The sequence below is a fragment of the Candidatus Eisenbacteria bacterium genome (assembly GCA_030017955.1).
Lineage (GTDB): Bacteria > Eisenbacteria > RBG-16-71-46 > JASEGR01 > JASEGR01 > JASEGR01.
This window is the reverse complement of record JASEGR010000017.1, coordinates 1-22,738: the sequence shown is the minus strand read 5'-3', so window position 1 is coordinate 22,738 and position 22,738 is coordinate 1. Positions and strand designations below refer to the sequence as shown.

The 22,738-nt window shown below is 52.0% G+C and carries 16 protein-coding genes; 9 read left to right on the top strand and 7 right to left on the bottom strand.

Features of this window, described 5'->3' with window-relative positions; translation table 11 throughout:
• Positions 1-5 precede the first annotated feature (5 nt).
• Genes QME66_04025 through QME66_04010 form a run of 4 tightly spaced genes read right to left on the bottom strand, consistent with a single transcriptional unit; the run spans position 6 to position 3,214 of the window.
• Entirely contained in the window at positions 6-722 is a 717-nt protein-coding gene (locus QME66_04025) for a succinate dehydrogenase iron-sulfur subunit (GenBank protein MDI6808137.1), read from the bottom strand.
• Positions 722-2,422, bottom strand: coding sequence for an FAD-binding protein (locus QME66_04020; protein ID MDI6808136.1), 1,701 nt, complete (start codon positions 2,420-2,422; stop codon positions 722-724). The genes QME66_04025 and QME66_04020 overlap by 1 nt, the downstream gene beginning before the upstream one ends.
• A 10-nt stretch (positions 2,423-2,432) precedes the next feature.
• A complete protein-coding gene (sdhC, locus tag QME66_04015) occupies positions 2,433-2,834 on the bottom strand; it encodes a succinate dehydrogenase, cytochrome b556 subunit (protein ID MDI6808135.1) in 402 nt (133 codons plus the stop codon).
• Between the two features lie 11 nt (positions 2,835-2,845).
• Complete coding sequence (locus tag QME66_04010; protein ID MDI6808134.1) at positions 2,846-3,214, bottom strand: hypothetical protein; 369 nt, start codon at positions 3,212-3,214, stop codon at positions 2,846-2,848.
• A gap of 266 nt (positions 3,215-3,480) precedes the next feature.
• Between QME66_04010 and QME66_04005 the strand changes: the two genes are divergently transcribed.
• The 5 genes from QME66_04005 to QME66_03985 all read left to right on the top strand — a co-directional run bounded on the left by QME66_04005 (position 3,481) and on the right by QME66_03985 (position 8,150).
• The gene (locus tag QME66_04005; protein ID MDI6808133.1) at positions 3,481-4,659 is read left to right on the top strand and encodes an ABC transporter substrate-binding protein; all 1,179 of its coding nucleotides are present in this window, start codon (positions 3,481-3,483) and stop codon (positions 4,657-4,659) included.
• Positions 4,660-4,671: 12 nt separating this feature from the next.
• Positions 4,672-5,565, top strand: a complete 894-nt coding sequence (locus QME66_04000; GenBank protein MDI6808132.1) for a branched-chain amino acid ABC transporter permease — start codon at positions 4,672-4,674, stop codon at positions 5,563-5,565.
• The gene (locus tag QME66_03995) at positions 5,566-6,582 is read left to right on the top strand and encodes a branched-chain amino acid ABC transporter permease (GenBank protein MDI6808131.1); all 1,017 of its coding nucleotides are present in this window, start codon (positions 5,566-5,568) and stop codon (positions 6,580-6,582) included. It abuts the gene before it with no gap.
• 120 nt (positions 6,583-6,702) lie between these two features.
• Entirely contained in the window at positions 6,703-7,446 is a 744-nt protein-coding gene (locus QME66_03990; protein MDI6808130.1) for an ABC transporter ATP-binding protein, read from the top strand.
• Positions 7,446-8,150 (top strand): ABC transporter ATP-binding protein, encoded by a 705-nt coding sequence (locus tag QME66_03985; GenBank protein ID MDI6808129.1) that lies wholly within the window; start codon positions 7,446-7,448, stop codon positions 8,148-8,150. Before QME66_03990 ends, QME66_03985 begins: the two co-directional genes overlap by 1 nt.
• A gap of 173 nt (positions 8,151-8,323) precedes the next feature.
• Here QME66_03985 and QME66_03980 read toward each other — a convergent pair whose 3' ends face one another.
• Positions 8,324-11,173, bottom strand: a complete 2,850-nt coding sequence (locus QME66_03980; GenBank protein MDI6808128.1) for a FlgD immunoglobulin-like domain containing protein — start codon at positions 11,171-11,173, stop codon at positions 8,324-8,326.
• A 149-nt stretch (positions 11,174-11,322) separates the two neighbouring features.
• A complete protein-coding gene (locus QME66_03975; GenBank protein MDI6808127.1) occupies positions 11,323-13,047 on the bottom strand; it encodes a S8 family serine peptidase in 1,725 nt (574 codons plus the stop codon).
• A gap of 205 nt (positions 13,048-13,252) precedes the next feature.
• Here QME66_03975 and selA point away from each other — a divergent pair, with 205 nt between their 5' ends.
• The 3 genes from selA to lon all read left to right on the top strand — a co-directional run bounded on the left by selA (position 13,253) and on the right by lon (position 21,010).
• Positions 13,253-14,680 carry an L-seryl-tRNA(Sec) selenium transferase gene (gene selA / locus QME66_03970; protein ID MDI6808126.1) on the top strand — a complete coding sequence of 476 codons (1,428 nt, stop codon included), beginning with the start codon at positions 13,253-13,255 and terminating at the stop codon, positions 14,678-14,680.
• Positions 14,681-14,714: 34 nt separating this feature from the next.
• The gene (gene smc / locus QME66_03965; protein ID MDI6808125.1) at positions 14,715-18,398 is read left to right on the top strand and encodes a chromosome segregation protein SMC; all 3,684 of its coding nucleotides are present in this window, start codon (positions 14,715-14,717) and stop codon (positions 18,396-18,398) included.
• A 158-nt stretch (positions 18,399-18,556) separates the two neighbouring features.
• On the top strand, positions 18,557-21,010 hold the full coding sequence (gene lon, locus QME66_03960) for an endopeptidase La (GenBank protein ID MDI6808124.1): 2,454 nt from the start codon (positions 18,557-18,559) through the stop codon (positions 21,008-21,010).
• A 33-nt stretch (positions 21,011-21,043) separates the two neighbouring features.
• On the opposite strand, the gene QME66_03955 is transcribed toward lon, so the two are convergent.
• Positions 21,044-21,910 (bottom strand): inositol monophosphatase family protein, encoded by an 867-nt coding sequence (locus tag QME66_03955; GenBank protein MDI6808123.1) that lies wholly within the window; start codon positions 21,908-21,910, stop codon positions 21,044-21,046.
• Positions 21,911-22,195: 285 nt separating this feature from the next.
• Between QME66_03955 and QME66_03950 the strand changes: the two genes are divergently transcribed.
• Entirely contained in the window at positions 22,196-22,639 is a 444-nt protein-coding gene (locus QME66_03950) for a hypothetical protein (protein ID MDI6808122.1), read from the top strand.
• Positions 22,640-22,738 lie beyond the last annotated feature (99 nt).

Genomic DNA, 22,738 nt, shown 5'->3' with positions numbered 1-22,738 from the left:
TCCTGCTAAGTGAAGAGTCCCTTTATCCTTGATAAGACGGATTTCATCTTGAGCCTTGCTATCGCGTGCGATGGGTCAAGTTCCTTCGGGCAGACGTTCTGGCAGTTGAAAACCGTATGGCATCTGAAAACACCATTTGCCTGGCTGATTATCGCAAGTCTTTCTTTCGTCGCGATGTCCCTTGAATCCTCAACGAATCTAAGCGTCTTCATGAAGGCATGAGGCCCCAGATACTCGGGATTTGTGGCCGAGAATGGACACGAACCATAGCACGCTCCACATAGGGTGCAGTCCACGACATCATCAATCTTCTTCCGCTGCGATGGAGTCTGAAGGATCTCCTTTTCGGGAAGCGGCTCACTCGGGATGAGATAAGGTTTTATTCTCTCGTAGTTCTCAAAGTACGGCTTCATGTCAACAACGAGATCTTTGAGAATCGGCAGATGCGAGAGCGGCCTCACCGTGACCCTGGACGAGCGGAGTGCCTCTATCTGCGTTCTGCAGGCCAGGCGGTATTCTCCGTTTATGTGCATCGCGCACGAACCGCACACTGCTGCCCTGCAAGCCGCCCTGAACGCAACCGTCGAATCAAGATTCTCCGAGATGTAGATAAGCCCCTGAAGAACCGTCATACTCTTGACCACGGGGACCTGGAAGTAGTCAAAGTACGGTTCCTTCTTGGCATCGGGATCGTACCTAAACACTTTGAACTCGACGACCATTAGTACTTTCTTTCCTCCGGCTTGAAACGGGTTATTGTCACGTTCTTGTAAGAGAAGGCCGGCCCATCCGGAGAATGCCTTGCAACGGTGTGCTTCAGCCATTCGGCATCGTTTCTTGTTTTATGGTCCGTCCTGGAATGCGAGCCCCGGCTCTCTGTTCTCTTTATCGCGCCCTCGGCTATGAGAAGCGCGATGTCCAGATTCCCTTCGAGTTCTCTCATCCAGACATAATCATAGTTGAACACTCTCGTTCTCGAAATTGCCCTGGTCTTCTCAAGGGCCTGGAGCAGTCTCTTGATCTCGTCTCTACCTTCAACCATTTCCTTTTGATTCCTGAATATTCCGAACTTATCCTTCATGGTGACGGCGAGGCGGTTCTTGATTTCGTAGGGATTCTCCTTACCGTTTCTTTTCTTCAGAAGCTCAATCCTGTCCTCTTCTGCTGAGAGCGCATCCTGCAGGCTGTCCTTGTCATTGGGGTGCTGGTTCATTCCAACGTATTCAGATGCCTTCTTTCCAGAACGGGCGCCGAAGACAAGCGTTTCAAGCAGGGAATTTCCGCCAAGGCGATTTGCCCCGTGGGCGCTCACGCAAGCGCACTCACCTGCCGCAAAGAACCCTTTGAGCTCAGTCTCACCATCAACATTCGTGTCTGTGCCGCCCATTGTGTAGTGCATTCCGGGCTGGACGGGAATCGGCGACTTGATCGGATCTACACCTGCAAAATCCATACAGAGGTCTCTTATTCCCGGAAGTTTCTCTTCTATCTTTTGCCTCCCGAGATGCCGCAGATCAAGATGCACATATGCATTTTCAAAACCTCTTCCTTCGTTTACCTCGGTCTGGATGGACCTCGAAACGATATCGCGGGGAGCCAGCTCCATCACTCTTTCGGAAACGTAGTTCTTCATGAACCGCTCGCCCTTGTTGTTGAGAAGGAATCCCCCTTCGCCGCGCGCACCCTCTGTCACGAGGATGTTTGTGCCGTAGAGCGAGGTCGGATGGAACTGAACAAACTCCATGTCTTTGACCGGAACGCCGGCCCAGTAGGGGATTGCGACTCCCAGGCCTGTAGATATAAGCGCATTCGTGCTGTTTGAATAGATTCTCCCTGAGCCGCCGGTTGCAAATATGACGGCCTTAGCCCCAAGAGCGGCGATCTCTCCTGTTTTCAGATCCGTGGCTATGATACCCGAGACAACATCACCCCTCTGCACCAGCCTCGAGACCATCAATTCGCAATAAACCTTTATTCTGAGCCGCGTGGCCTGTTCAAAAAGAGTCTGGAGAAGATAGTGCCCGGTCCTGTCGGCTCCGTAGCAAGTTCTCGGGAAGCCGCCTCCGCCGAAAGGTCTTTGTGCAATCTTTCCCTCTTCTGTCCTCGAGAACGGGCAGCCCCAATGCTCCATCTCGTAGATTCTTTGGGCGGCCTCGCCTGTCATTATCTCGGCAGCATCCTGGTCAGCAAGGAAGTCGGAGCCTTTTATCGTGTCATAAGCGTGGAGTTCCGGACTGTCGTTCTTTCCATCGGGGTGGTTCCCGAGGGGCGCGTTTACGCCGCCCTGTGCAGCGCCCGAATGTGACCTCACGGGGTGCACCTTGGAAACAACTGCGACATCAACACCCAGAAACGCGCACTCAACTGCAGCCCTTAGGCCTGCGAGCCCGCCTCCAACAACCAGGACATCGTGAGATACCAAGAATCCTCCCCTAGGATGTTGCCTCTAGAATCCTCGGAACGATAGTGGCAACAATGAAAACCATAAGAACTATGAAGAGAACTACCCACGCCCAGAACATTGCCTTCTGCCTCTTGGTCAGAAAGAAGAAATCGGCAATAGTCACCCTGAGTCCGTTGAGCCCGTGGACCACGACACTCGCAAGAAGAAAGATCTCGAGACCGTGAAAGAGTGGAGTCTGAACCTTGTCAAGTCTCGCATTGAAAACGCTTTCTCCGCCTCTTGCTGAGCTCAGAACCCACATATGGAGGAAGAGATAGAGAAGAAGGGCAAGGCCTGTCACTCTGTGCAAGAGCCAAGCCCAGCTCCCAACATGTGCGTTGAGCCTCATGTCCGCGATGACCTGCTTTATCACTTTGCCGGCGCTTGGCATCCCGCTCCTTTTCAGTACTGAAAGAAAGAAGAAAACGAAACAAAGGCGAATGCGGAAAGCAGTGCACCCAGAGACCAGAAGACGAAGAGCGCAAACTTGCTCTTCCCGATGCCGGTCCAGTAGTCGGTGAGAATGGTCCACAGTCCGTTCATTCCATGGAAGACTACAACCGGGATGAACGCTATGTAGTAGGCCTTCCAGAGTCCGCTTTCTTCAAGCCTCGCGGTGACGGTGGCAAAATCAATGTGCGGGTTGTTTCCGAAATGGATCACCCTGATATGAACAAAAAGGGTGTACGCGAGAAAAAGTCCTGTCAGTCTCTGGAAAAACCAGGAGAAAGGACTCCTCAGTCCCTGCCTTGCAGCAAATGAGAAGGGCAAACTTCCCTCCAGGCCGATGACATCGCTGACAAAAACGATGTCGTGGCAGGTTATCACGACCCGTCAATTCATGCAAGCGAAAAATTGATGGGTCGTGGCTCATTGCTCTCAAAACTGTGTTGACCCAATACCCTGGCTGTGATAGCTTGTGGCGCACTCGCTTCCATTGCGCATAGCAGTCGGAAACAAGGCAATCATTGTTCATTTTGCGTGCGTGACATGCTGTCGCTCGAATGGCGGATGTCCTGTTCAAGACGGAGGAGAAGATGAGACCAAGCAAGAAAGCAGTGTTGGCTTTGTTCTGTGCCCTATCGCTCGTTGTCTGCGCATGCGCTGAGAAGGCTGATGTCATAAAGATCGGTGAATATGGCTCGCTCACGGGCACCACGGCCACGTTCGGAAAATCGACGGACAACGGGATTCAGATGGCCATCGAGGAGATAAATAGTGCAGGCGGAATTGGCGGCAAGAAACTCCTTGTCATTGTCGAAGACGACCAGGGGAAGCCGGAGGAAGCAAATACTGCTGTGACGAAGCTTGTCAATCAGGACAGAGTGGCTGCGGTACTCGGCGAAGTCGCGAGTTCCAGAAGCCTTGCCGGTGCGCCGGTTTGTCAGAAGGCAGGAGTGCCGATGATCACGCCTTCTTCAACAAATCCGAAGGTGACGCAGGTCGGAGACTACATCTTCAGGGTGTGTTTCATCGATCCTTTTCAGGGAACCGTGATGGCGAAATTCGCGAGGGACACACTCAATCTCAAGAAGGCAGCCATTCTCAAAGACATAAAGAACGATTACAGCGTGGGACTTGCCGACTTCTTTGCCGGAGCATTCGAAAAACTCGGCGGCACCATAGTCGGTGATGAATCGTACAGCGAAGGCGATATCGACTTCAAGGCCCAACTTACCTCGTTAAGGGCAAAGAAGCCTGATGTGCTTTTCATCCCGGGCTACTACACCGAAGTCGGACTGATAGCAAAACAGGCAAGGGACCTGAACTTCAACGTTCCTCTCCTCGGCGGCGATGGCTGGAGCTCGCCCAAGCTCACGGAGATTGGAGGGGAAGCGCTTCAGAACTCGTACTACAGCGATCACTATTCGGTTGAAGACCAGAATCCAGTCGTGCAGCAGTTCGCAAAGCTCTATCAGGACAAGTACCACGAGGTACCGAGAGATGGAATCGCCGCCCTTGCCTATGATGCGGCAAAGATTCTTGCCCAGGCGATGAAGACCCTCTCGCCTGAAGACCTTGACAATCTGACGAAAAGCGGAAAAACACAGCAGGATGCGCAGAAGAAACTGAGGGATGCTATTGCCTCAACCAAAGACTTCCAGGGAGTGACAGGAACAATATCTTTGGATGAGAACAGAAACGCGGTGAAACCCGCCGTTATCCTGAAATACGAGAATGGAGTTTACAGGTATCTAACTAGAATTTCTCCCTGACACTCTTCTGCCTTGCAAGAGTTCCTACAGCAGCTCGTAAACGGAATAACCTGGGGCAGCATATATGCCCTCATAGCCCTCGGCTACACTATGGTTTATGGCATCCTCAGGCTCATAAACTTTGCCCACGGGGATGTCTACATGGTTGGAGCTTTTGCCGGCTATTATGCCGCTCGCTGGCTAAGAGACTCCTCGCCGTTGACCGCGGTTATCGTGCTTCTCTTTGCAATGGCATCCTGCACTGTTCTTGGAATTGTGATTGAGAGGGGTGCATACAAGCCGGTCAGGCGTTCTCCCAGGCTAACAGCTCTCATTACGGCAATAGGTGTTTCCCTCTTGCTTGAGAATGCCGGTCTGCTCGTCTTCGGGGCCGATCCAAAGTTCTTCCCGCAAGTAATTCCCTTGAAGCAGATCACGACACTCTCCGGGGTCATTGTTGGGAACCACCAGCTCATAGTGCTCGGAGTCTCCATTACTCTCATGGCACTCCTTCAACTTGTGGTGCTTAAGACGAAGGTAGGGAAGGCAATGAGGGCCGTCTCATTTGACAGGGACACAGCCAGCCTGATGGGAATTGCGACGAACAACATAATCACATTCACATTCGCGATAGGGTCGGCTCTTGCTGCTGCCGCAGGCGTTCTCGTCGCCCTCAGCAATCCAAAGATTGACCCGTTGATGGGCATTATGCCTGGGCTCAAGGCATTTGTTGCCGCAGTGTTGGGCGGGATAGGCAACATACCGGGTGCGATGCTGGGCGGACTTGTCCTGGGAACTGCAGAGGTCATGGTGGTCGGTTATCTGTCTTCAACGTACCGGGACGCCATTGCATTCGGAATCCTGATCCTGATTCTGCTCCTGAGGCCATCCGGAATTCTCGGCAGTCACGTGATGGAGAAAGTCTAAATGCGCAGCCAAACAATTAGAGCTGTGAAGTTCCTCGGCTGCCTGCTTGCCCTTTATCTCATGAATGCGATTTTTCCCGTTGCGCTAAACCCCTACATTTTCCAGATGATTATTCTCTCCGGCGTGAACATCATACTTGCCGTAAGTCTTAATCTGGTAAACGGATTCACGGGTCAGTTCTCGATCGGGCATGCCGGCTTCATGGCGATCGGCGGCTACCTTTCCAGCGCCGTTACCTACTACAAGGGCCAGTCAATCGTAAATCTGCTTGTTGCCTTAGGTATCCCTCACGGCGGCGCCATCACCATACTGCTGTTAATTGCGCTTGTGCTCGGAGGACTCTTCAGCGCATTTGCAGGACTTCTCGTGGGGCTTCCATCCCTGAGACTGAGGGGTGACTACCTGGCAATTGTCACTTTGGGATTCGGTGAAATAATAAGAGTCTGCATTCTGAACATTAATGTGGTCGGCGGAGCAAGAGGCTTCACTGATATTCCCAAACTCACAAACTTCTTCTGGGTCTATTTCTGGGTATTACTGACAGTCGTGACCGTGTGGAACATCATGAGCTCGAGTCACGGGAGGGCATTCCTCGCGGTAAGAGAGGATGAAATCGCTGCCGAGGCTCTCGGGATAAACACCACAAAATACAAAGTCACTGCCTTTGTCATTGGCGCTTTCTTCGCAGGAGTATCGGGAGGTCTTTTTGCGCATTATCTCCAATATCTCCACACGAACAGCTTCACGTTCATGAAATCGATTGAGGTCATTGTCATGATCGTGCTTGGAGGATTGGGCAGCATTACAGGTTCTGTTCTTGCGGCGATATTTCTCACGATACTGCCTGAAGTGCTGCGCCCGGTGAAAGAATTCCGCATGGTGATTTACTCGTTCTTCCTCATCGTCCTTATGATCACCAGGCCCCAGGGCATATTCGGCATGAGGGAGCTCACCTTGTCGTGGATAAGAGAGAAGCTCTTCTTCAGGAAGAAACCGGTTCACATTGATTCGAATTGACGAATTGATTCATGTAGCACGCCCGGAGACTCGTTTGCCGCATTCCTTTCATCCGGTCACAGTGGGTGTGACGGCCTCTAGACGGGGCAGGCCCAATTGCTCGAAATAGAAAAATGCACAATGATGTTCGGGGGCTTGAAAGCCGTCTCCGAGCTTGATTTTGAAGTCAAATGCCGTGAGCTGGTGGGACTGATCGGCCCCAACGGCGCCGGAAAAACGACGGTCTTCAATCTGATCACCGGCATAAACAATCCTACCTCCGGAGAAATAAGATTTGAGGGGAAGCTCATAAACGGGATGCATTCGTTTGACATAGCCGCCTTGGGCGTGGGAAGGACTTTCCAGAGCACACGGCTGTTTGGCGCGCTGAGTGTTCTCGATAATGTAAAGACCGCGTGTCATCTCCACGCAAAGTCCAATCTCCTCAGTGCTGTTCTCCGCACCGGGCGTTTTCTCGACGATGAAAAGGAAATCGAGGAACGTTCGCTCAGGCTTCTTCAGGCCTTTGGACTTTCTGACCTGCGGGATGTGAGGTCAAATATGCTTCCTTATGGGCGCCAGAGGCGGCTCGAAATTGCGAGAGCATTGGCGACGGAGCCGAAGCTCCTCCTTCTCGATGAGCCTGCAGCCGGGATGAATCCCCAGGAGACTGAGGATTTGATGCGCCTGATTGTGAGAATAAGGGACGAATTCAATCTCGCGATTTTCCTCATCGAGCATGATATGAAAGTAGTGATGGGAATTTGCGAAAGAGTGGGCGTTCTCGACTACGGCGTCAAGATCGCTGAGGGACCACCAGAAGAGATTAGAAGGAATCCGAAAGTCATTGAGGCCTATCTGGGTGAGGATTCGGGAGCTCGCTGATGCTCGAAATAGAGAAGCTCGAAGTCTTCTACGGAGCGATCCACGCAATAAAGGGGATCACGGTTTCGGCTCCTGAGGGAAAGATTGTCACTCTCATAGGAGCAAACGGTGCAGGGAAAAGCACGCTTCTGAGGACAATCTCCGGACTCGTACGTCCGAAGAGTGGGAGCATCAAGCTCGATGGGAAGGAAATAAGTTCCAAAGAGCCGCACCATATCGTAAAGCTCGGGGTTTCACAAGTCCCGGAAGGCAGGCACGTTTTTGCAAACCTGAGCGTAATGAATAATCTTGAGCTGGGCGCATATCTCAGGAAGGATCGTAATGAGACGAGGAAGGACCTGGAGAGAGTCTTCTCGCTTTTCCCGCGGCTAAAGGAAAGGCAGAAACAAAGGGCCGGCACATTGAGCGGAGGAGAGCAGCAGATGCTTGCCATGGGAAGAGCTCTCATGTCGCATCCGCGGATACTGCTCATGGATGAGCCGTCGCTTGGACTCGCTCCGCTTCTGGTCAAAGAGATTTTCGCCACAATCAGGGAAATAAATGAGCAAGGAACTACGATCCTCCTTGTAGAGCAGAACGCACACATGGCCTTGAGCACTGCCCACGAGGCATATGTGCTCGAAACCGGGAGAGTAGTCCTCCACGATAAGGCGTCAGCTCTCCTGCAGAACGAAGCAGTGAAGAAAGCCTACCTCGGCGGCTAATCCGGGGACACTCTGCCCAATTCCGGAGCAGTCTCACGTGGGCAGAAGGCCTCTCCCATTTGGGGAGAGGATTGGGGTGAGGGGGAATTCGCGGACCAAGTCAAGGCGGCTGCCGCTCTTTGGAGGATGTCTCCCTAAGCAGTTCCTGCTTGCGGAAGGCTACCAGAAGGGTCCTATCTCACGACGACTGACTTTCTTGTCTTGACGATCCCATTTGCCTCAAGTCTGATGAGATAAACTCCTGAGGCAATGTTCCTGCCTTCTTTGTCCCTTCCATCCCAATAGATGTGATAGAGTCCGGGGCCCTTTTCACCAAGAAAGAGATTCCTCACAAGATTCCCCTTCACATCGAAGCAGCTTAGTGAAACCCGCGAATGCTTCGGGACGGCGAAGCTAATCTTCGTAGAGGAAAGGAGTGGGTTGGGAAACGGAGCTAAAAGGAAAAGGTCTCCCGGCAAGGAACCCTGACTTCCCTTGAATGGTCCATAGAGACGCTCTGTTCCTTCTCTTGTTCTCACCCGCAGCCAGTAGGTCGCTGTCGGGAGGTCTCTTCCGTCTTTGTCTAGGAGGGAATAGCGTCTTGTTGGGTTGGCCTCAAGCGTTGCAACTGCTACGGGAGTGCCATTCTCGTCGCACGACCTAAGAACACTGATTGACGACTCATCAAAAGGACCAGAAAGCTGGAACTCCACCAGCCTTCCCGCGGTCGTCACCTTGTCGCCAAAAGAAGAGACAGATACGCTGGTGAAGTCCTCCCATGTCCCCTGTTTTCCCCACACCCTCAAAGAATGGAACCTATCGAAGGTCATCCTTGACCAGACAAGAAGAAGAGAGCCATTGGGAACCCGACAGAGGCTTGGCCAGAGGTCGAGAAGGCTGGTCGAAACAAGTTGAGTTCCTGAGTCCGTCACGGTTCCATCTTCAGAGACCTTTGCCCCTCGGACAAGAGTATTGCCGCCAAGCGTATCCTGCCAGGTCACAATGAAACTCGTACCGTCAAAGGTTACAGTCGGGTATGCATAGAATATGCGAGAGATCCCAGTCTTCGGGAGACCGGTGGCAATAGTGATCGGAATCTGATCCAACGGTTGGCCCGCCCTCGAGAATCTAATCCCCTTTATGTCCTGTCCATTCTCGGACGGTTCTTCCCAGACAAGCAGATGTGTCTCCCGACCGGCTGAGAAACCAAGATCATCGTAGGTGGCAAGGACACTCTGGCCCAGGCTTGTTGGCGCCGCATCCACAAGCGCGAGATCAGTCTTGATTCTCAGGAAGGAAAGCGGCCGTTGACCGGAACTGGTTCCAAGAATCAAAACGCACAAGGAATCAATGCAAGCGACCCTAACACTCGCCGAGGCGCCGAATGGAATCCCGACTTGTTTTTCCGAGATCCTTCTCCCGGTTCCGTCCATAACCGCGAGTTTGATGGTCACCGTGTCAGGATCAACATCCCAGCTAAAATCAAGTCGTCCCCCCCAAACAATGACATAGTTTTCTCCAATCGGGGCAATCTGGGGAGGAAAGAAGTCAATCGAGAAGGTTGTGATAGAATCAAACACAGCGACGCTCTGCACAGAGCCGCTCTCACCGATGGAGGCGAGAAAAAAACTATGAACATATGGCTCCCCATAATCGAACCCCAGTCCTGTCCTGCCCTTGAACGCTGCAAGGAAGTCTTTTCCATTTGAAGCGAGAGCCGTCCTGTTGGTTGACATACCTATTCTGGCGAGAATCTTCTCGTTTCCAAAAGGTATCTGTGTTTCTTGGTCAAGTGACACAAAGGCCAGGTCGGACATGCCGTATGGGTACTCAACACCGATTCTTTCCACTGAAGGCTCTCTCCACAAGACCAACGAAGCCTTTTCTGTACAGGCGCAGAGCGAATGCGTTTGAGTTGGCGAAGAGAGGCTCAAAAGCGCTCCTTCGGGCTGGAGAACTTCACCCGATGCTCGAACAACGGCACCTCTGACATAGTGGCTATTCTGCCAGGCAACAAGACATTGTTCATGACCACTACCTATCACGGGAAGATACGCCAGCTGCTGCGCTCCGGGAGTAACAATCCAGAAAGCCTGGTAATCGAGCAGTTCGCCTTGGGGTGTGAGCCTTGCTCCAACAAGACCACTTTCACCAGTGGAGTCGTCGTCGCTAGCCCAAGTCACCAGATAATCTTTCCCCGTGAAGCCAACAGCATTTTGCCATGCGCCGCCAGGGATAAAAGAAATCCTTACGCCGTTTGGGTCGAGAAGCACTCCATCTCTTGAGACTCTCGCGCCAAAAACCCACGTGCTTTCGCGCCAAACGACGAGGTAATTGGTTCCGTCACAGCTCACATCAGGGGTATGCTGGTCGCCGTCAATCATCGTGGGAAATGAAATAGCTGTGCTGTCGAGCACAACCCCCCCAGAACTGACCCTTGCGGCATAAACGGCTCTATCAGAAGGTTTCTCCTTTTGCTTGGCGTCCCAAACAACAAGATAGTCAGTGCCGTCAGTAGTGATTCGAGGAAGAACCCCCTCTGAAGAGATAACGAACGGTTCCTCATCGAGAGGTTCCAACTGGCGGGAAAGCCTGAACCCCCAAATCTGACGTGCTCCTGGGGTTGGCTCCTCCATCCAAGTCAGAAGGAAATTCTGCCCGTTCGAAGCAATTTCAACCCGCCATGGTGAGTGATCCGTAAGTACCTCTATTCCCTGCGGATCAACTACCTGTCCGTCCTCAAGAACCCTTGAGGCGTAAATTGCCTTGGAGCTGCCCCTCGTGTCAGACCAAACGACAACGAAATTCTCGCCATCGTAGGCCACAGAAGGTAAGGCCATAGCCTGAGAGGAACCGAGATGAATCGGGATCCCCGCGTTGTCCAATATTGTGCCGTCGAAGGCGACTCTTGCCGCATAAACGTAGTATGAATACCAACCTCGCGAGTCAAGCCAGACCACAAGGTAGCATGTCTTGCCCCGGGCAACTCTCGGACCAAACGATCCTAAGCGTTGAAGCTGAGGAGCCCCAGCATCTGAGACCATGAACTCGGTTCCGGAAAAGGAGCCAGCTTCTGAGTGCGGTGGAAGCAGGAACAAAAGCAGAAATAACCCTAGCCCCGCGCACAGCCAAATAGCGCATGTCCGCAGCATTTCTCGCTCACGCATAAGACAAATGAACACTTCACGCAACCTTATCGCAGAAGCACCGTCTTCGCGCTGCGACTCAGCGTTCCTGAAGACAGCTTCACTACATAGACTCCTACAGGAACGGGTCGGCCGCCATCATCAAGACCGTCCCAGGCGACCGTCTTCTCAGCGCCTCGAAGGCTACCCTCCCACAAGGTCTTTATGAATCTTCCGCGCACGTCATATACAGTGAGTTCCACGTTCGCGTCCTCGGGCCAGTCTTCGCGGAGTGAGAGGGTAAACGTTGTCTTGCCACGACCTGGATTCGGACTGACGGAGATTGCTGGCTTCATGTTAGAACTCCCGGCATCACGCTGCAATCTCCCTTCTGACACACTTATTGTGCCCGCAGCCCTTGCAACTGCCTGGTATGCGTTCACCATGCCATAGCCCACAAGTTCGTTCCACTCGCCCGGATATTTAGGAAGATGGGAGGCAGTTTCCTTCACTATGTGCATGATTTCAATGTTGGTAAGAGTTGGATCAACGGCTTTCATGAGGGCACAGACCCCGGCAACATACGGAGCCGCCACGGAGGTGCCGCTGATACTCCCATAGGTGCCGGTTGGAATGTACCCGGGTGAACCCGGGGGTGCAAGTTCCATTGGTATGTTTGTTGTCCAGATGTGATTGCCAGGAGCGACGATGCTGATAAAACTTCCATAATTCGACCACCAACATCTGGTCGAATCCCTGTCAATTGCACCCACCGCAAGGACCCAACCGCTATCGCCATACGCAGCAGGGTAAATCGTGCAGTTCGGAGTGCAATCCCCCAATTGATTTGTATTTCCCGAGGCCACGACCAGCACTCTGCCGTAATTGTACACGTATTCCACTGCTTCTCTCAGAACAGGCACGTCCTGCAGAAGAACGAGGCCCGTGACAATTACGTCGCAACTGTCTGCTGCCCTTACAAGACCCGCTGCGAGGTTATCCGCATTGGGCAGAGAGAAATACGAAATCAGCATAGTATTCCAGCCTGCCCCGGCGATACCTTCGCACCCAGACCCTATGCAAGGACATTCGTCAGGTTCATCGCAAGGCATGGGCTCTCCCGGGTCCGGCGGAATTTTCGTGTTATTTGTGAGTGCCGCCGCCACCCCTCCGACCCAAGTGCCATGCCACGAATAGCCAGGGTCTCCGCGGTCAGGAACTATCTTACCAAGCAAATCCGGGTGCCCACGCCACACACCCGAATCAACGACACCTATCCTCACGGCGGTATCGCCCATTGTCACATCCCATGCGCCCATAACATTCATGTACTCAGGCCACAGTCCCCACTGGCATAGGAAATACTCATCACATGGTTGGATGGCTGCCCACTGGCCCACCCAGTTTGGATTCGCAGCCTCTACCCCTTCCAGTGAACTCAAATGGGAGCTTACCTCAAGTGGAGTCTGGTGAGAGCCGAATCTAATTGTGTATATTCGAGAAAGGTCTGGCACCTTTGCAGATGTCCCGTCTTTCCTCACCAGGAACGTGTCGGAAGGAGATTTCCCCGGAAAGACACTCCTGATTTCGACCCGGCCGAGTCCTTCTATGGCTCTCTTGGCGCTCAGAGAACGAAGTCTGAAATCTGAGAATGGCACCCAATCCCTGATGTTCCAACTTTGCGCCACTCCCGGCTTGAAAGCGACTGTCACCTGGTTGGGGACAAATGATGCGTAGCCTCCTCCTGACTGCTGCTGAGTCAGGATTGCCACTTCAATATAGAGTACCGCCAACGCGCCTCTTTTGTCAAGAGAAAGTTTGAACCATACTGTGGAATGTCAGGTTTCAGTTTTTAGACTCCAGCGTGGACATTCTGCCGCGGCTTCCACATCATATAGAAAAAACCTTGACAGGGTTACTATATCTGGTACTTTTGGCCTAAGATGGCCGTGGGACTTGAAAAAGCCCGGGCGGCCGGAAGTTGAGTCGGAACGTCTCATGAGCGATGAGAAAAGAGTGACCGGGAAAGACGGGGAGTTGAGGAAAATTCCTTCCGTTGAAAAGATCCTCAACCTTCCTCAGATAGAGAAACTTCTGGCGAAACATCCGCGGGGCTTAGTGAGGGAAAGCGTGCAGGAACTTTTGGAAAGCAGCAGAAAGTCTTTGGTCGAAGAAGAAACAGCTGCATTTGACTTCGACCCTGATACGTTTTCTCAGGAAGTCTCGAAGAAGATAGAAGGGAAACTGAAACCGCGCCTGCGGCGGGTCATAAATGCGGCAGGCGTCGTGCTTCACACAAATCTCGGGAGAGCCCCGATTTCACGCATGGCCGCAGAACGGATGAGAGAAGCAGTAGAAGGATACTGCAATCTTGAGTATGAGCTCGAAACAGGAAAACGCGGCTCGAGGGAAATCCACGTAGGGGCGCTGCTCACAAGACTAACCGGTGCCGAAGCTGCAACAGTCGTCAACAACAATGCGGCCGCGGTCCTTCTCGTGCTTAATACTCTCGCAAGAAAGAAGGAAGTCATAGTCTCAAGAGGCGAGCTTGTAGAAATCGGCGGCTCGTTCAGACTCCCCGAGGTAATGGCAAGGAGCGGCGCAAAACTTGTTGAAGTTGGAACGACCAACAAGACGAACCCGAAGGACTACGCTGATGCGATAACCGATAAGACTGCGCTTATTCTTAAGGTTCACAGAAGTAACTTCGAAATGCTGGGTTTCGTGAGTGACGTTCCGCTTGCGGAGCTCGTGGAAATCGGAGAGAAGCACAATATCCCTGTAGTGGAAGACCTTGGAAGCGGGGCTTTCATAGACCTTTCACGCGCGGGAATGAAAGAGCCGGTGACAAGAGAGAGCGTGAAGTGCGGAGCTTCGCTTGTCACCTTCAGCGGAGATAAACTTCTCGGGGGGCCGCAAGCCGGGGTTATTGTCGGCAAGAGGGAACTGGTCGCGAAACTATCCAGAAACCCGCTCACGCGTGCCCTCAGAGTTGACAAGATGAGACTTTCCGTTCTTGAGACGACTCTCCTTGCCTATCTTGACGAAGAGTTCGCGGCAAGCGAGATTCCTGCACTGAGGATGATAATGCTTGAACCTGGCAAAATAGAGCGCCGGGCAAAGACTGTGATGGAGAAGATTTCTGGTGAGCTTCCCCAGGGCTGTGAGGTAGAATTGCTGAAAGGAAAGTCGGAAATCGGAGGCGGTGCGCTTCCGATGCTTGAACTCCCGACCGTGCTCGTGGCGATCAACGGGAAAGGTGCATTCCTTGAGAGAACCGAGGAAAAACTGAGATTGGGAGAGCCGCCTGTGATTGCCAGGATACAAGACGGGAAGCTTCTTCTTGACCTGAGGACTGTTGAAGAAGAAATGGATGAGCTTCTTTCAGGGCTCATACTTCTTGCCTTGAGAAAAGCGAGGGGCTGAGTGTCGCAGACGCGTACGCTGAAGAGGGTATCTAATGTTTCTCAAGAAGCTTAAGGTAGTCGGCTTCAAGTCATTCAACAAGAAGCTCGAGCTTGAGTTCGGGCCCGGCATAACTGCGATTGTTGGTCCCAACGGCTGTGGAAAGAGCAATATCGTCGACTCGATAAGGTGGGTGCTTGGCGAGCAGAGCGCAAAGACACTCAGGGGTCACGAGATGGAAGATGTCATCTTCAACGGGACAGTCCAGAGGAAACCGCTTGGCATGGCAGATGTCTCGCTCACTATCTCGAACACCAGGAACATCCTGCCCGTCGAATACTCGGAAGTTGAGATAGGAAGAAGAGTCTTCAGGTCCGGAGAAAGCGAGTACTCGCTGAACCGGAACACGTGCAGGCTGAAAGACATAAGGGACCTCTTTCTTGATACCGGCATGGGTGTTCAGGCCTACTCGATCATCGAAAGAGACATGGTTGAATCGATTCTTGCCGATTCGGGAGGTGCGAGGCGTTTCCTTCTGGATGAGGCCTCGGGGATCATGAAGTACAAGGTGAGAAGGAAGGAGGCCCTCGGAAAACTGAGCCTCACGGAGCAGGACATAATCAGGGTAAATGACATTATTGGAGAGCTCGAAAAGGAAGTCCGTTCTTTGAGAAGGCAGGTGGGGAAAGCACGGCGGTACAAGAGACTGGAAGAAGAGTTGAAGCGGGTCGGCATTGCGCTCGGCGTCATGAAGATGGGCCGGCTTTCGCTCAAAGAAAAGGAACTTTCTCAGGATGAGGAGAAAGAAAAGGAAAAGAGAGATCACCTTGCCGCATCTCTTCTCAAGATGGAGGCAGATTGCGAGGAACTGAGAGTCGAGTCTCTCAAGGGTGAGACAGAGCTCAGAAAGACCCAGTTTGAACTCAATGCCCGCGAGCGCGAGCTGGAAGAAATCGTTAGAGAGATCATGGTTCTGGATGCAAGAAAGGGTGGAATACTGGAGAGACTTCAGGAAGGAGTCAGATCCAGGGAACGAATAGATGCGAAGCTTGAAGAGACAAGGATCGATGGCGAAGAGGTGGAGAAGGCAAGCCTTGAGGCCGAGGCGAATCTCGCAAGGGAAGCAGAAGAGCTGAGGGGCCTCGAAGCCGTTCTGGCCGAGGTGGATTCCATACTCTTCAAGAGGAGAAATGTCGAAGAGGAGGCAAGAAAAACCGTCCTCGAGAGCTTCCAGGCCACAGTTCAGAAGAGGGCCGAGCTTGAAAGAAGCACCTCCAGACTCTCTTCGCTGTCGGATACTGCTTCCCGCCTTGCAGATGAGAAAGTATCCCTGAAGGTACAGCTTGATGAGACAGAGTCACTTCGGCTCGGGCTCAAAGATAATGTGGAATCCAAGCGGAGCCATGTCGATGAGCTTCGCTCAAAGATAGTCTCTTCAAGAGAGAAGCTTATTGGAATTGATGAGTCGCTTAGGACGCAGAGGATAGAAGAGAGGAAGAAGGGAGAAGAGCTTGCCGGTGTGTCCTCCAGATTGGAGACACTCAGGGAGCTCAATGCATCTTTTGAGGGATACGAGACCGGGGTCAGAAGGCTTATGCTGGAAAACCAGCATCCTGGACTTGTGGGTGTTGTGGCCAACCTCATCGAAGTTGAGCACGGTCTCCTTGATGCGCTTGAGGCAGCGCTTGGGAATTCTCTCCAGTATGTTGTGACTCAGACTGCAGGCGATGCATTCTCCTGCATGGACTGGCTCTCCTCGAAGAAAGCAGGGAAGGTCACGTTTCTTCCCCTTCAGACGCTGCGTAATGTTCAGAAGAAGAATCCGCCGGACTGGATTCTCAGAGAGCCCGGCGTTCTGGGCGCTGCTGTTGAGAAGGTGAGGGCCGGCAGCGAGCTCCAGGGTGTGCTCAATTTCCTGCTGAACGGTGTTCTGATTGTCGAGAACAGACAGACAGCCACCAGGATTGCAGATGCTGAAGGTTCAGAGGACATAAGACTCGTCACTCTGGATGGAGAATTCATCTCGGCGAAGGGGCACATCTCCGGAGGAGAGAAGCTGGAAGGATTCCTGGAAAGAAAGGACGAACTGAAGAGGCTTGAGGTAGAAAAGACGGAGTGCACAAGGCTCCTGGAAGGCATGAGAGCCCGGATCCTCGAAGAAGAGATCGAGAAGGAAGTGCTCAATCGTGAGACGAGTGAGCTTGAAGTGGTGCTCTCGGTCGCAATGGAGGCTCTCCTTCAGATGGAAAAGGAGTATCACAACCTCACCTCTCAAGTCGACCACATTCAAAGGAAGATTGATGAAGTCGAGGAGAATTCAAGGGTTGCGCAGGGGGAAATCGGTGAGCTTGAGGGAAGGGCCTCTCTGCTCAGGTCTGAGCTCCTCTCCCTGGAAACTGGAAACAAGGAAGATGAGGCCGCTCTCACACAGGCAGCCCTTGATGTCAAAGAGTTCGAGCTGAAGAAAGAGGAGGTTCAGGAGGCAGTTGGTGAAAAGAAGATGTCGTGGGTAAGGGTTGCTTCGAGATCCAAGGAGCTTACTTCATCGATAGAGAGGATCGAGCGGCTCAGAGAGGGGCTCTTGAGGGAGCGTGAGCAGGAAGAAATCGAAGGCAGGGAGCTTGAGTCGTCGCTTCTGGAAATAGAGAAGAGGGCTGTGGAACTTGGCGTCGGTGGGGAGGAGGCGCGCAAGAAGAAGGAAGAATGTGAATCCCTTCTTTCTGAGATAGAAAAGACTCATAAAGAAACACAGATCAGCGTGGGCCTCAAAGAGTCGGAAGTGAAATCAGCGCGAGGAGAGGTGGACAGTCTTATAAAGAGGGTCCACTGGATCGAACTTGGACTGCTTGAGGTGAGGACCGAGAGTAGAGCTCTCAAGGAGTCAGCCCTCTCGGAGTTTGGCATCGATGTGAGCTGGCCGGCGGAGCAAAGCCACGGCCATGTCCAGGAGGGACTTGGCTCCGGCCAAGAAGCTGAGGTGGAGCCGGCTGTTACGGGCTCTTCTTCATCCTCCGAGGCCGCTGAGGAAATAACCGAGGAGGGGCTGTCGAGGAGGTATGAGTTCCTGAAAGGACGATTCAAGGCGCTCGGACCTGTAAATCTTCTTGCAGTTGATGAGTTTGACGCGAAGAAGCAGAGACTTGGGTTCCTTGACAGTCAGAGGACGGATCTTGTCGAGGCCAAAGAAAAACTGCTCGACGTGATCAATACAATAAATGAGACTGCACGGAAGCTTTTCATGGAGACGTTTCAGACGGCTGGGCAAAACTTCTCCCAGGTGTTTTCGACGCTCTTTGAGGGTGGTAACGCCGAGCTCATACTCGTCGGAGAGGATCCGCTCGAGGCCGAGATTGAAGTTGTGGCGAGACCAAGGGGGAAAGTGCTCCAGCGCCTGGATCTTCTCTCAGGGGGAGAAAAGGCTCTTACGGCAATAGCGTTTCTCCTCGGTCTCTATTTGGTGAAATCCTCCCCATTCTGCATCCTCGATGAAGTGGACGCGCCGCTTGACGACGCCAACATTGACAGATTCACGAGTCTTCTCAAGCTCTTCTGCAAGAACACCCAGTTCATCGTCATAACTCACAACAAAAGGACGATGGAGGTGGCTGACCGGCTTTATGGAGTAACGATGGCTGAGCCAGGTGTGTCCACCGTCGTGTCGGTTCAGTTCGACGGGAGAGAGGCGGAGAAAAAAGAAATCAGGAAAGAAATCAGAGAAGAGGTTGAAACCCTGCTCTAATGGCGTCCAGCTTTTCCTCCCCATGTTTTCCAGTATTCTTCCGATAGATTAGGGCGAAACTTCCACTTTTGCAGGCCCTTACAGTTTTGGATTGAAATTCCAGCCAAGGGGTAGTATCTGTTATGACGTACTATGCACGGAAGAAAACGAGACCTGTCATGACATTGGAGAAGTTCTGGCGCGGCAAAAGCGCAGACATACTTGAATCCTCGATTCCAGAAGTCCTTCCGATCCTGCCGCTTATGAGCACGGTGCTTTTTCCCCTTGGAGTCGCAACTGTGCAGGTGGGTTTTGAAAGAAACTTGAGACTTATCAGGGAACACTCCAAGCCCGAGGAAATAGTTGGGATTTTCCTCTCCCGGAGAATGAATTCAGGTAAACCTGAGCCCGAGGAGATAGAGAAGATAGGCATTGCTGCAAGAGTGATCAGGCTGGTGAATATGCCTTCCGGCACGGTTCAGGTAGCTCTTGAGGGCTTGAGAAGAATTGCCATAGTCGAGTACGTCAAAACTGAGCCCTACCTTGAGGCAAAGGTAGAATGCCTGAAGGAGACCGTCAGTGACCCTTCACAGGCTTCAGTCCTTGTTGAGAAGATAATTCAGCTTGCAAGGAATCTTGTGGAAGTGGACCGTGCCTATCCCCGGGAGCTTGTCCACACATTAAGCATGAATGCGGCGGAGCCCGGAACATTTGCTGACTTCGTGGCTACTGCCATCGACTTCGAGCTTGAGGGAAAGCAGAGAACACTTTCGAGCCTTGATGTCGTCGAGAGGCTTGAAGTGGTCCGGGAAGTGCTTGAAAACGTTTTCGAGAAGAGGCGTGTCCTTGCCGGCATAACAAAAGACGCAAAGCTGAGAATCAAGAAGACTGATAGAGAGCGTTTCCTGAGAGAAGAGCTCAAGACCATCAGGAAAGAACTGGGAGAAGATGAGCCGCAGGAATCAGAAATAGAGTTGCTCAGAAAGAAGCTGGCCGAGCTTTCAATCTCCCAGCCAAGCAAGAAGTACCTCGCCAGTGAAATTCAGAAGCTGAGGACAATTCCTCCCAGTTCCACTGAATACGGCCCGGTGAAGAATTACCTTGACTGGGTGCTTTCACTCCCGTGGGGGAAAGAGCTTCCCGAGGAGATAGACCTCAAGAAAGTTGAAGAGATCCTCAACGAGGACCATTACGGGATGGAGAAGGTGAAGGAGAGGATAGTAGAGTATCTCGCCGTGCGAAAGCTCAGAAAAGATGTCACACCGTCCATTCTTTGTTTTGTCGGTCCGCCCGGAACTGCAAAGACTTCTCTTTCCGAATCGGTGGCGCGCGCCTTGAACAGGCCTTTCTTGAGGGTGAATGTTGGAGGCGTTACAGACGAGGCAGAAATAAGAGGCGAGAGGAAAACTCTGCCTGGCTCACAGCCCGGCAAGATAATAAGAGCGTTGAGGGGCGCCGAGACGAACAACCCGGTTTTCATGCTCGATGAGGTGGACAGAGTAAGGAGCGAGGGGACAATCGGGGAACCGTGGGCCGCGCTTTTTGAAGCCCTGAATCCGGAGTCTAACTCGTCATTTGTGGACAATTACCTGGGAATCCCCTATGACCTTTCCAGGGTGCTTTTCATGGCCAGCGCCAATATTGCCGAGTTTATTCCCGAGGCGCTGCTTGAGCTCATGGAGACAATAGAACTCCCCGGCTATACAGACACTGAGAAGTTTGAAATCGCAAAGAGATTCATCATCCCCAGGAGAGCGGTTCTTCAAGGGCTTTCCCAGGATGAGATCAGACTTTCCAATGACGCGTTGGAAAAGATTATCGAACTCTACACGAATGAGGCCGGAGTAAGAGAGCTTGTAAGACAAGTCGATTTTCTCCTCAGGAAATATGTGAAAAGAAAGGCGCTGGGAGAGAAGGGGCCGTGGGATGTGACTTCAAAAGATGTTGAAACTCTTCTCGGAGCGCCACCCTACCTGAGAGAGAGGGGTGAATCTGAACCAGAGGTTGGAGTTGCGACCGGACTTGCATGGACAGGAACAGGCGGCTCCCTGCTCCTGGTCGAAGCGCTCAAGATGCATGGTTCCGGAAAGCTCGTCATCACAGGTCAGCTTGGCGAAATTATGAAGGAATCTGTGCAGGCCGCCTACAGCTATGTGAGGTCAAGGGCGGATTTTCTTGAGATTGATCAGTCGAACTTCAGCGACTACGACGTTCATGTTCACTTTCCCCAGGGAGCAGTCCCGAAGGATGGTCCATCTTCCGGCATAACTACCTGTCTTGCCATTGCCTCTGCACTGAGCGAGAAACCGGTGAGAAACGACATCGCAATGACGGGTGAGATTACACTCAGGGGAAGGATTCTTGGAGTCGGCGGGCTCAAGGAAAAGATGCTTGCGGCTCACAGAGTCGGGATAAGCTCCGTGATTGTCCCGAAAGAGAATGAGAAAGACCTCGAAGAGATCCCGGCGGAGATAAGAGAGAAGATGCAGGTCTCCTTCGTAGAGAGAATTGATGAGGTTTTCAGGCTTGCGCTTCTCAACATTGTCATTGCGCCCGGAAAGAGTCCGGACGAAATCGTCGTCGAGGAGATACGGAAGAGAAGAAGCTCGGGCAAGATCACCATCGAAGAATAGCGAGGGGAGTTTCCACGGGATCCACGGAAGAAATCAAGAACGCCGCATACGCTTAGTCAACTCGAGCGCTGCCAGCAGTTCCCGATGAATTCTACCATTTGATGCTGCGAGGCTACCTTTCCTCAGGTCGAATCTGCAGCCGTCATAGTCTGTGGTTCTGCCGCCTGCCTCTTTCACCATGAGGGCTCCTGCAGCAATGTCCCAGGGCTTCAGTTTCATCTCCCAGAATCCGTCGAATCTGCCGCACGCCAGATAGGCAAGGTCGAGGGCCGCGGAGCCTGCTCTTCTAACAGCTCTTGCCCGGACCGCCATATCACAGAAGACCCTGAGGTATTCGTTGGCGTGCTTCCGTAAATCATATGGGAAGCCGGTCGCAAGGAGGCTATTGGTGAGAAGCCGGGTCTTCGAGACGACAACCCTCTTGCCATTCAACCTTGTTCCCATCCCGGTTCCTGCTGAAAATGTCTCGCCGAGAAGCGGATTATGAATTACGCCGGCAACCATTGTCTTCTCGAACTGAAGCGCAATCGAGACGCAAAAAACTGGAAATCCGTGCGCATAGTTCGTCGTGCCGTCAAGTGGATCGATTATCCAGAGGTACTGAGAATGCTTCTTCTCGAAGAGCGCCTCTTCGGCCATTATCGAGTGGTCAGGGAAAGCTTTCCCTAGTTTCCCCACAATGAACTCCTGCGATCTCCTGTCAATGTCGGTTACCAGGTCGATTTCTCCCTTGAGTTCTACCTTCTGAGTCTTTCCAAAGTTCTTTGCCAATATTTCTCCTGCCTGGACTGCGACTGAAGTGGCAACCTTGAGGAAACCCGCCATTTCTTTAGTCGAAACCGCCTTCTTTTTCACCAGTTCACCTGCCATTACGAGTTCGGGTATGTCAAGAACATTCATAGATTAGATTGTTATTTTCTTGCACGATTAGGCCTCTATCGCTCAGACCTCTTCATGACACAAACTGCCAGGGTCGGTCTTATTCCCGAACACTCATGCTCGTACAGCGTCATCACTTTGTCAACGACAAGGTTGTCACAGCGAGCACTAAGGAAATGTCACGTGCTTTGAATGTTGACTGCAAGGGTTTGACATTTTTCTCTTTTAGTTTTAGGAACCTGGACGATAATATTCCACGACGGAAGCGGTCTCAACGTCCTTAACGCTCTACTGGGAGAATAAGTTATGAATAGACAAAAGATAGCAAAAATACTGAGCATTATTGTTATGGTTGCGGGAATTATGGTTATGGCGGGTTGGATTTTTGATATCGGTATTCTAAAAAGCATTTTGCCGACGTGGATAACTATGAAATTTTCGACCGCCCTCTGCTTTTTCCTAAGCGGTCTTACTGTATATTTTATTGCAAAGTCTCAAGAAGCGCAATCTGGATTCGCGCAGGTTATTCTTCCTTTGGCTTCATTAACTATCCTTCTATTTATGGCGTTACTTTTGGCTTCTTGTTTCTTGAGAGTGCGCTTAGGCATAGAGGATTTGTTTATCAAAGAGGTGCAAGAGGCGACTTCACAAGACTGGATTGCTGGAAGACCGTCTATAGCTACGATGATGGAGTTCATTATTATTGCGATTGCAGGAATTCTAAACGGTGATGTCATAGGCTTCCTGTAAAAGAGGAGATGGTGTAACCTCCGAAAAAGGAGTTGGTTAATCGGGGTCATAGGGGTGATGTCATAGGCTTCCTGTAAAAGAGGAGATGGTGTAACCTCC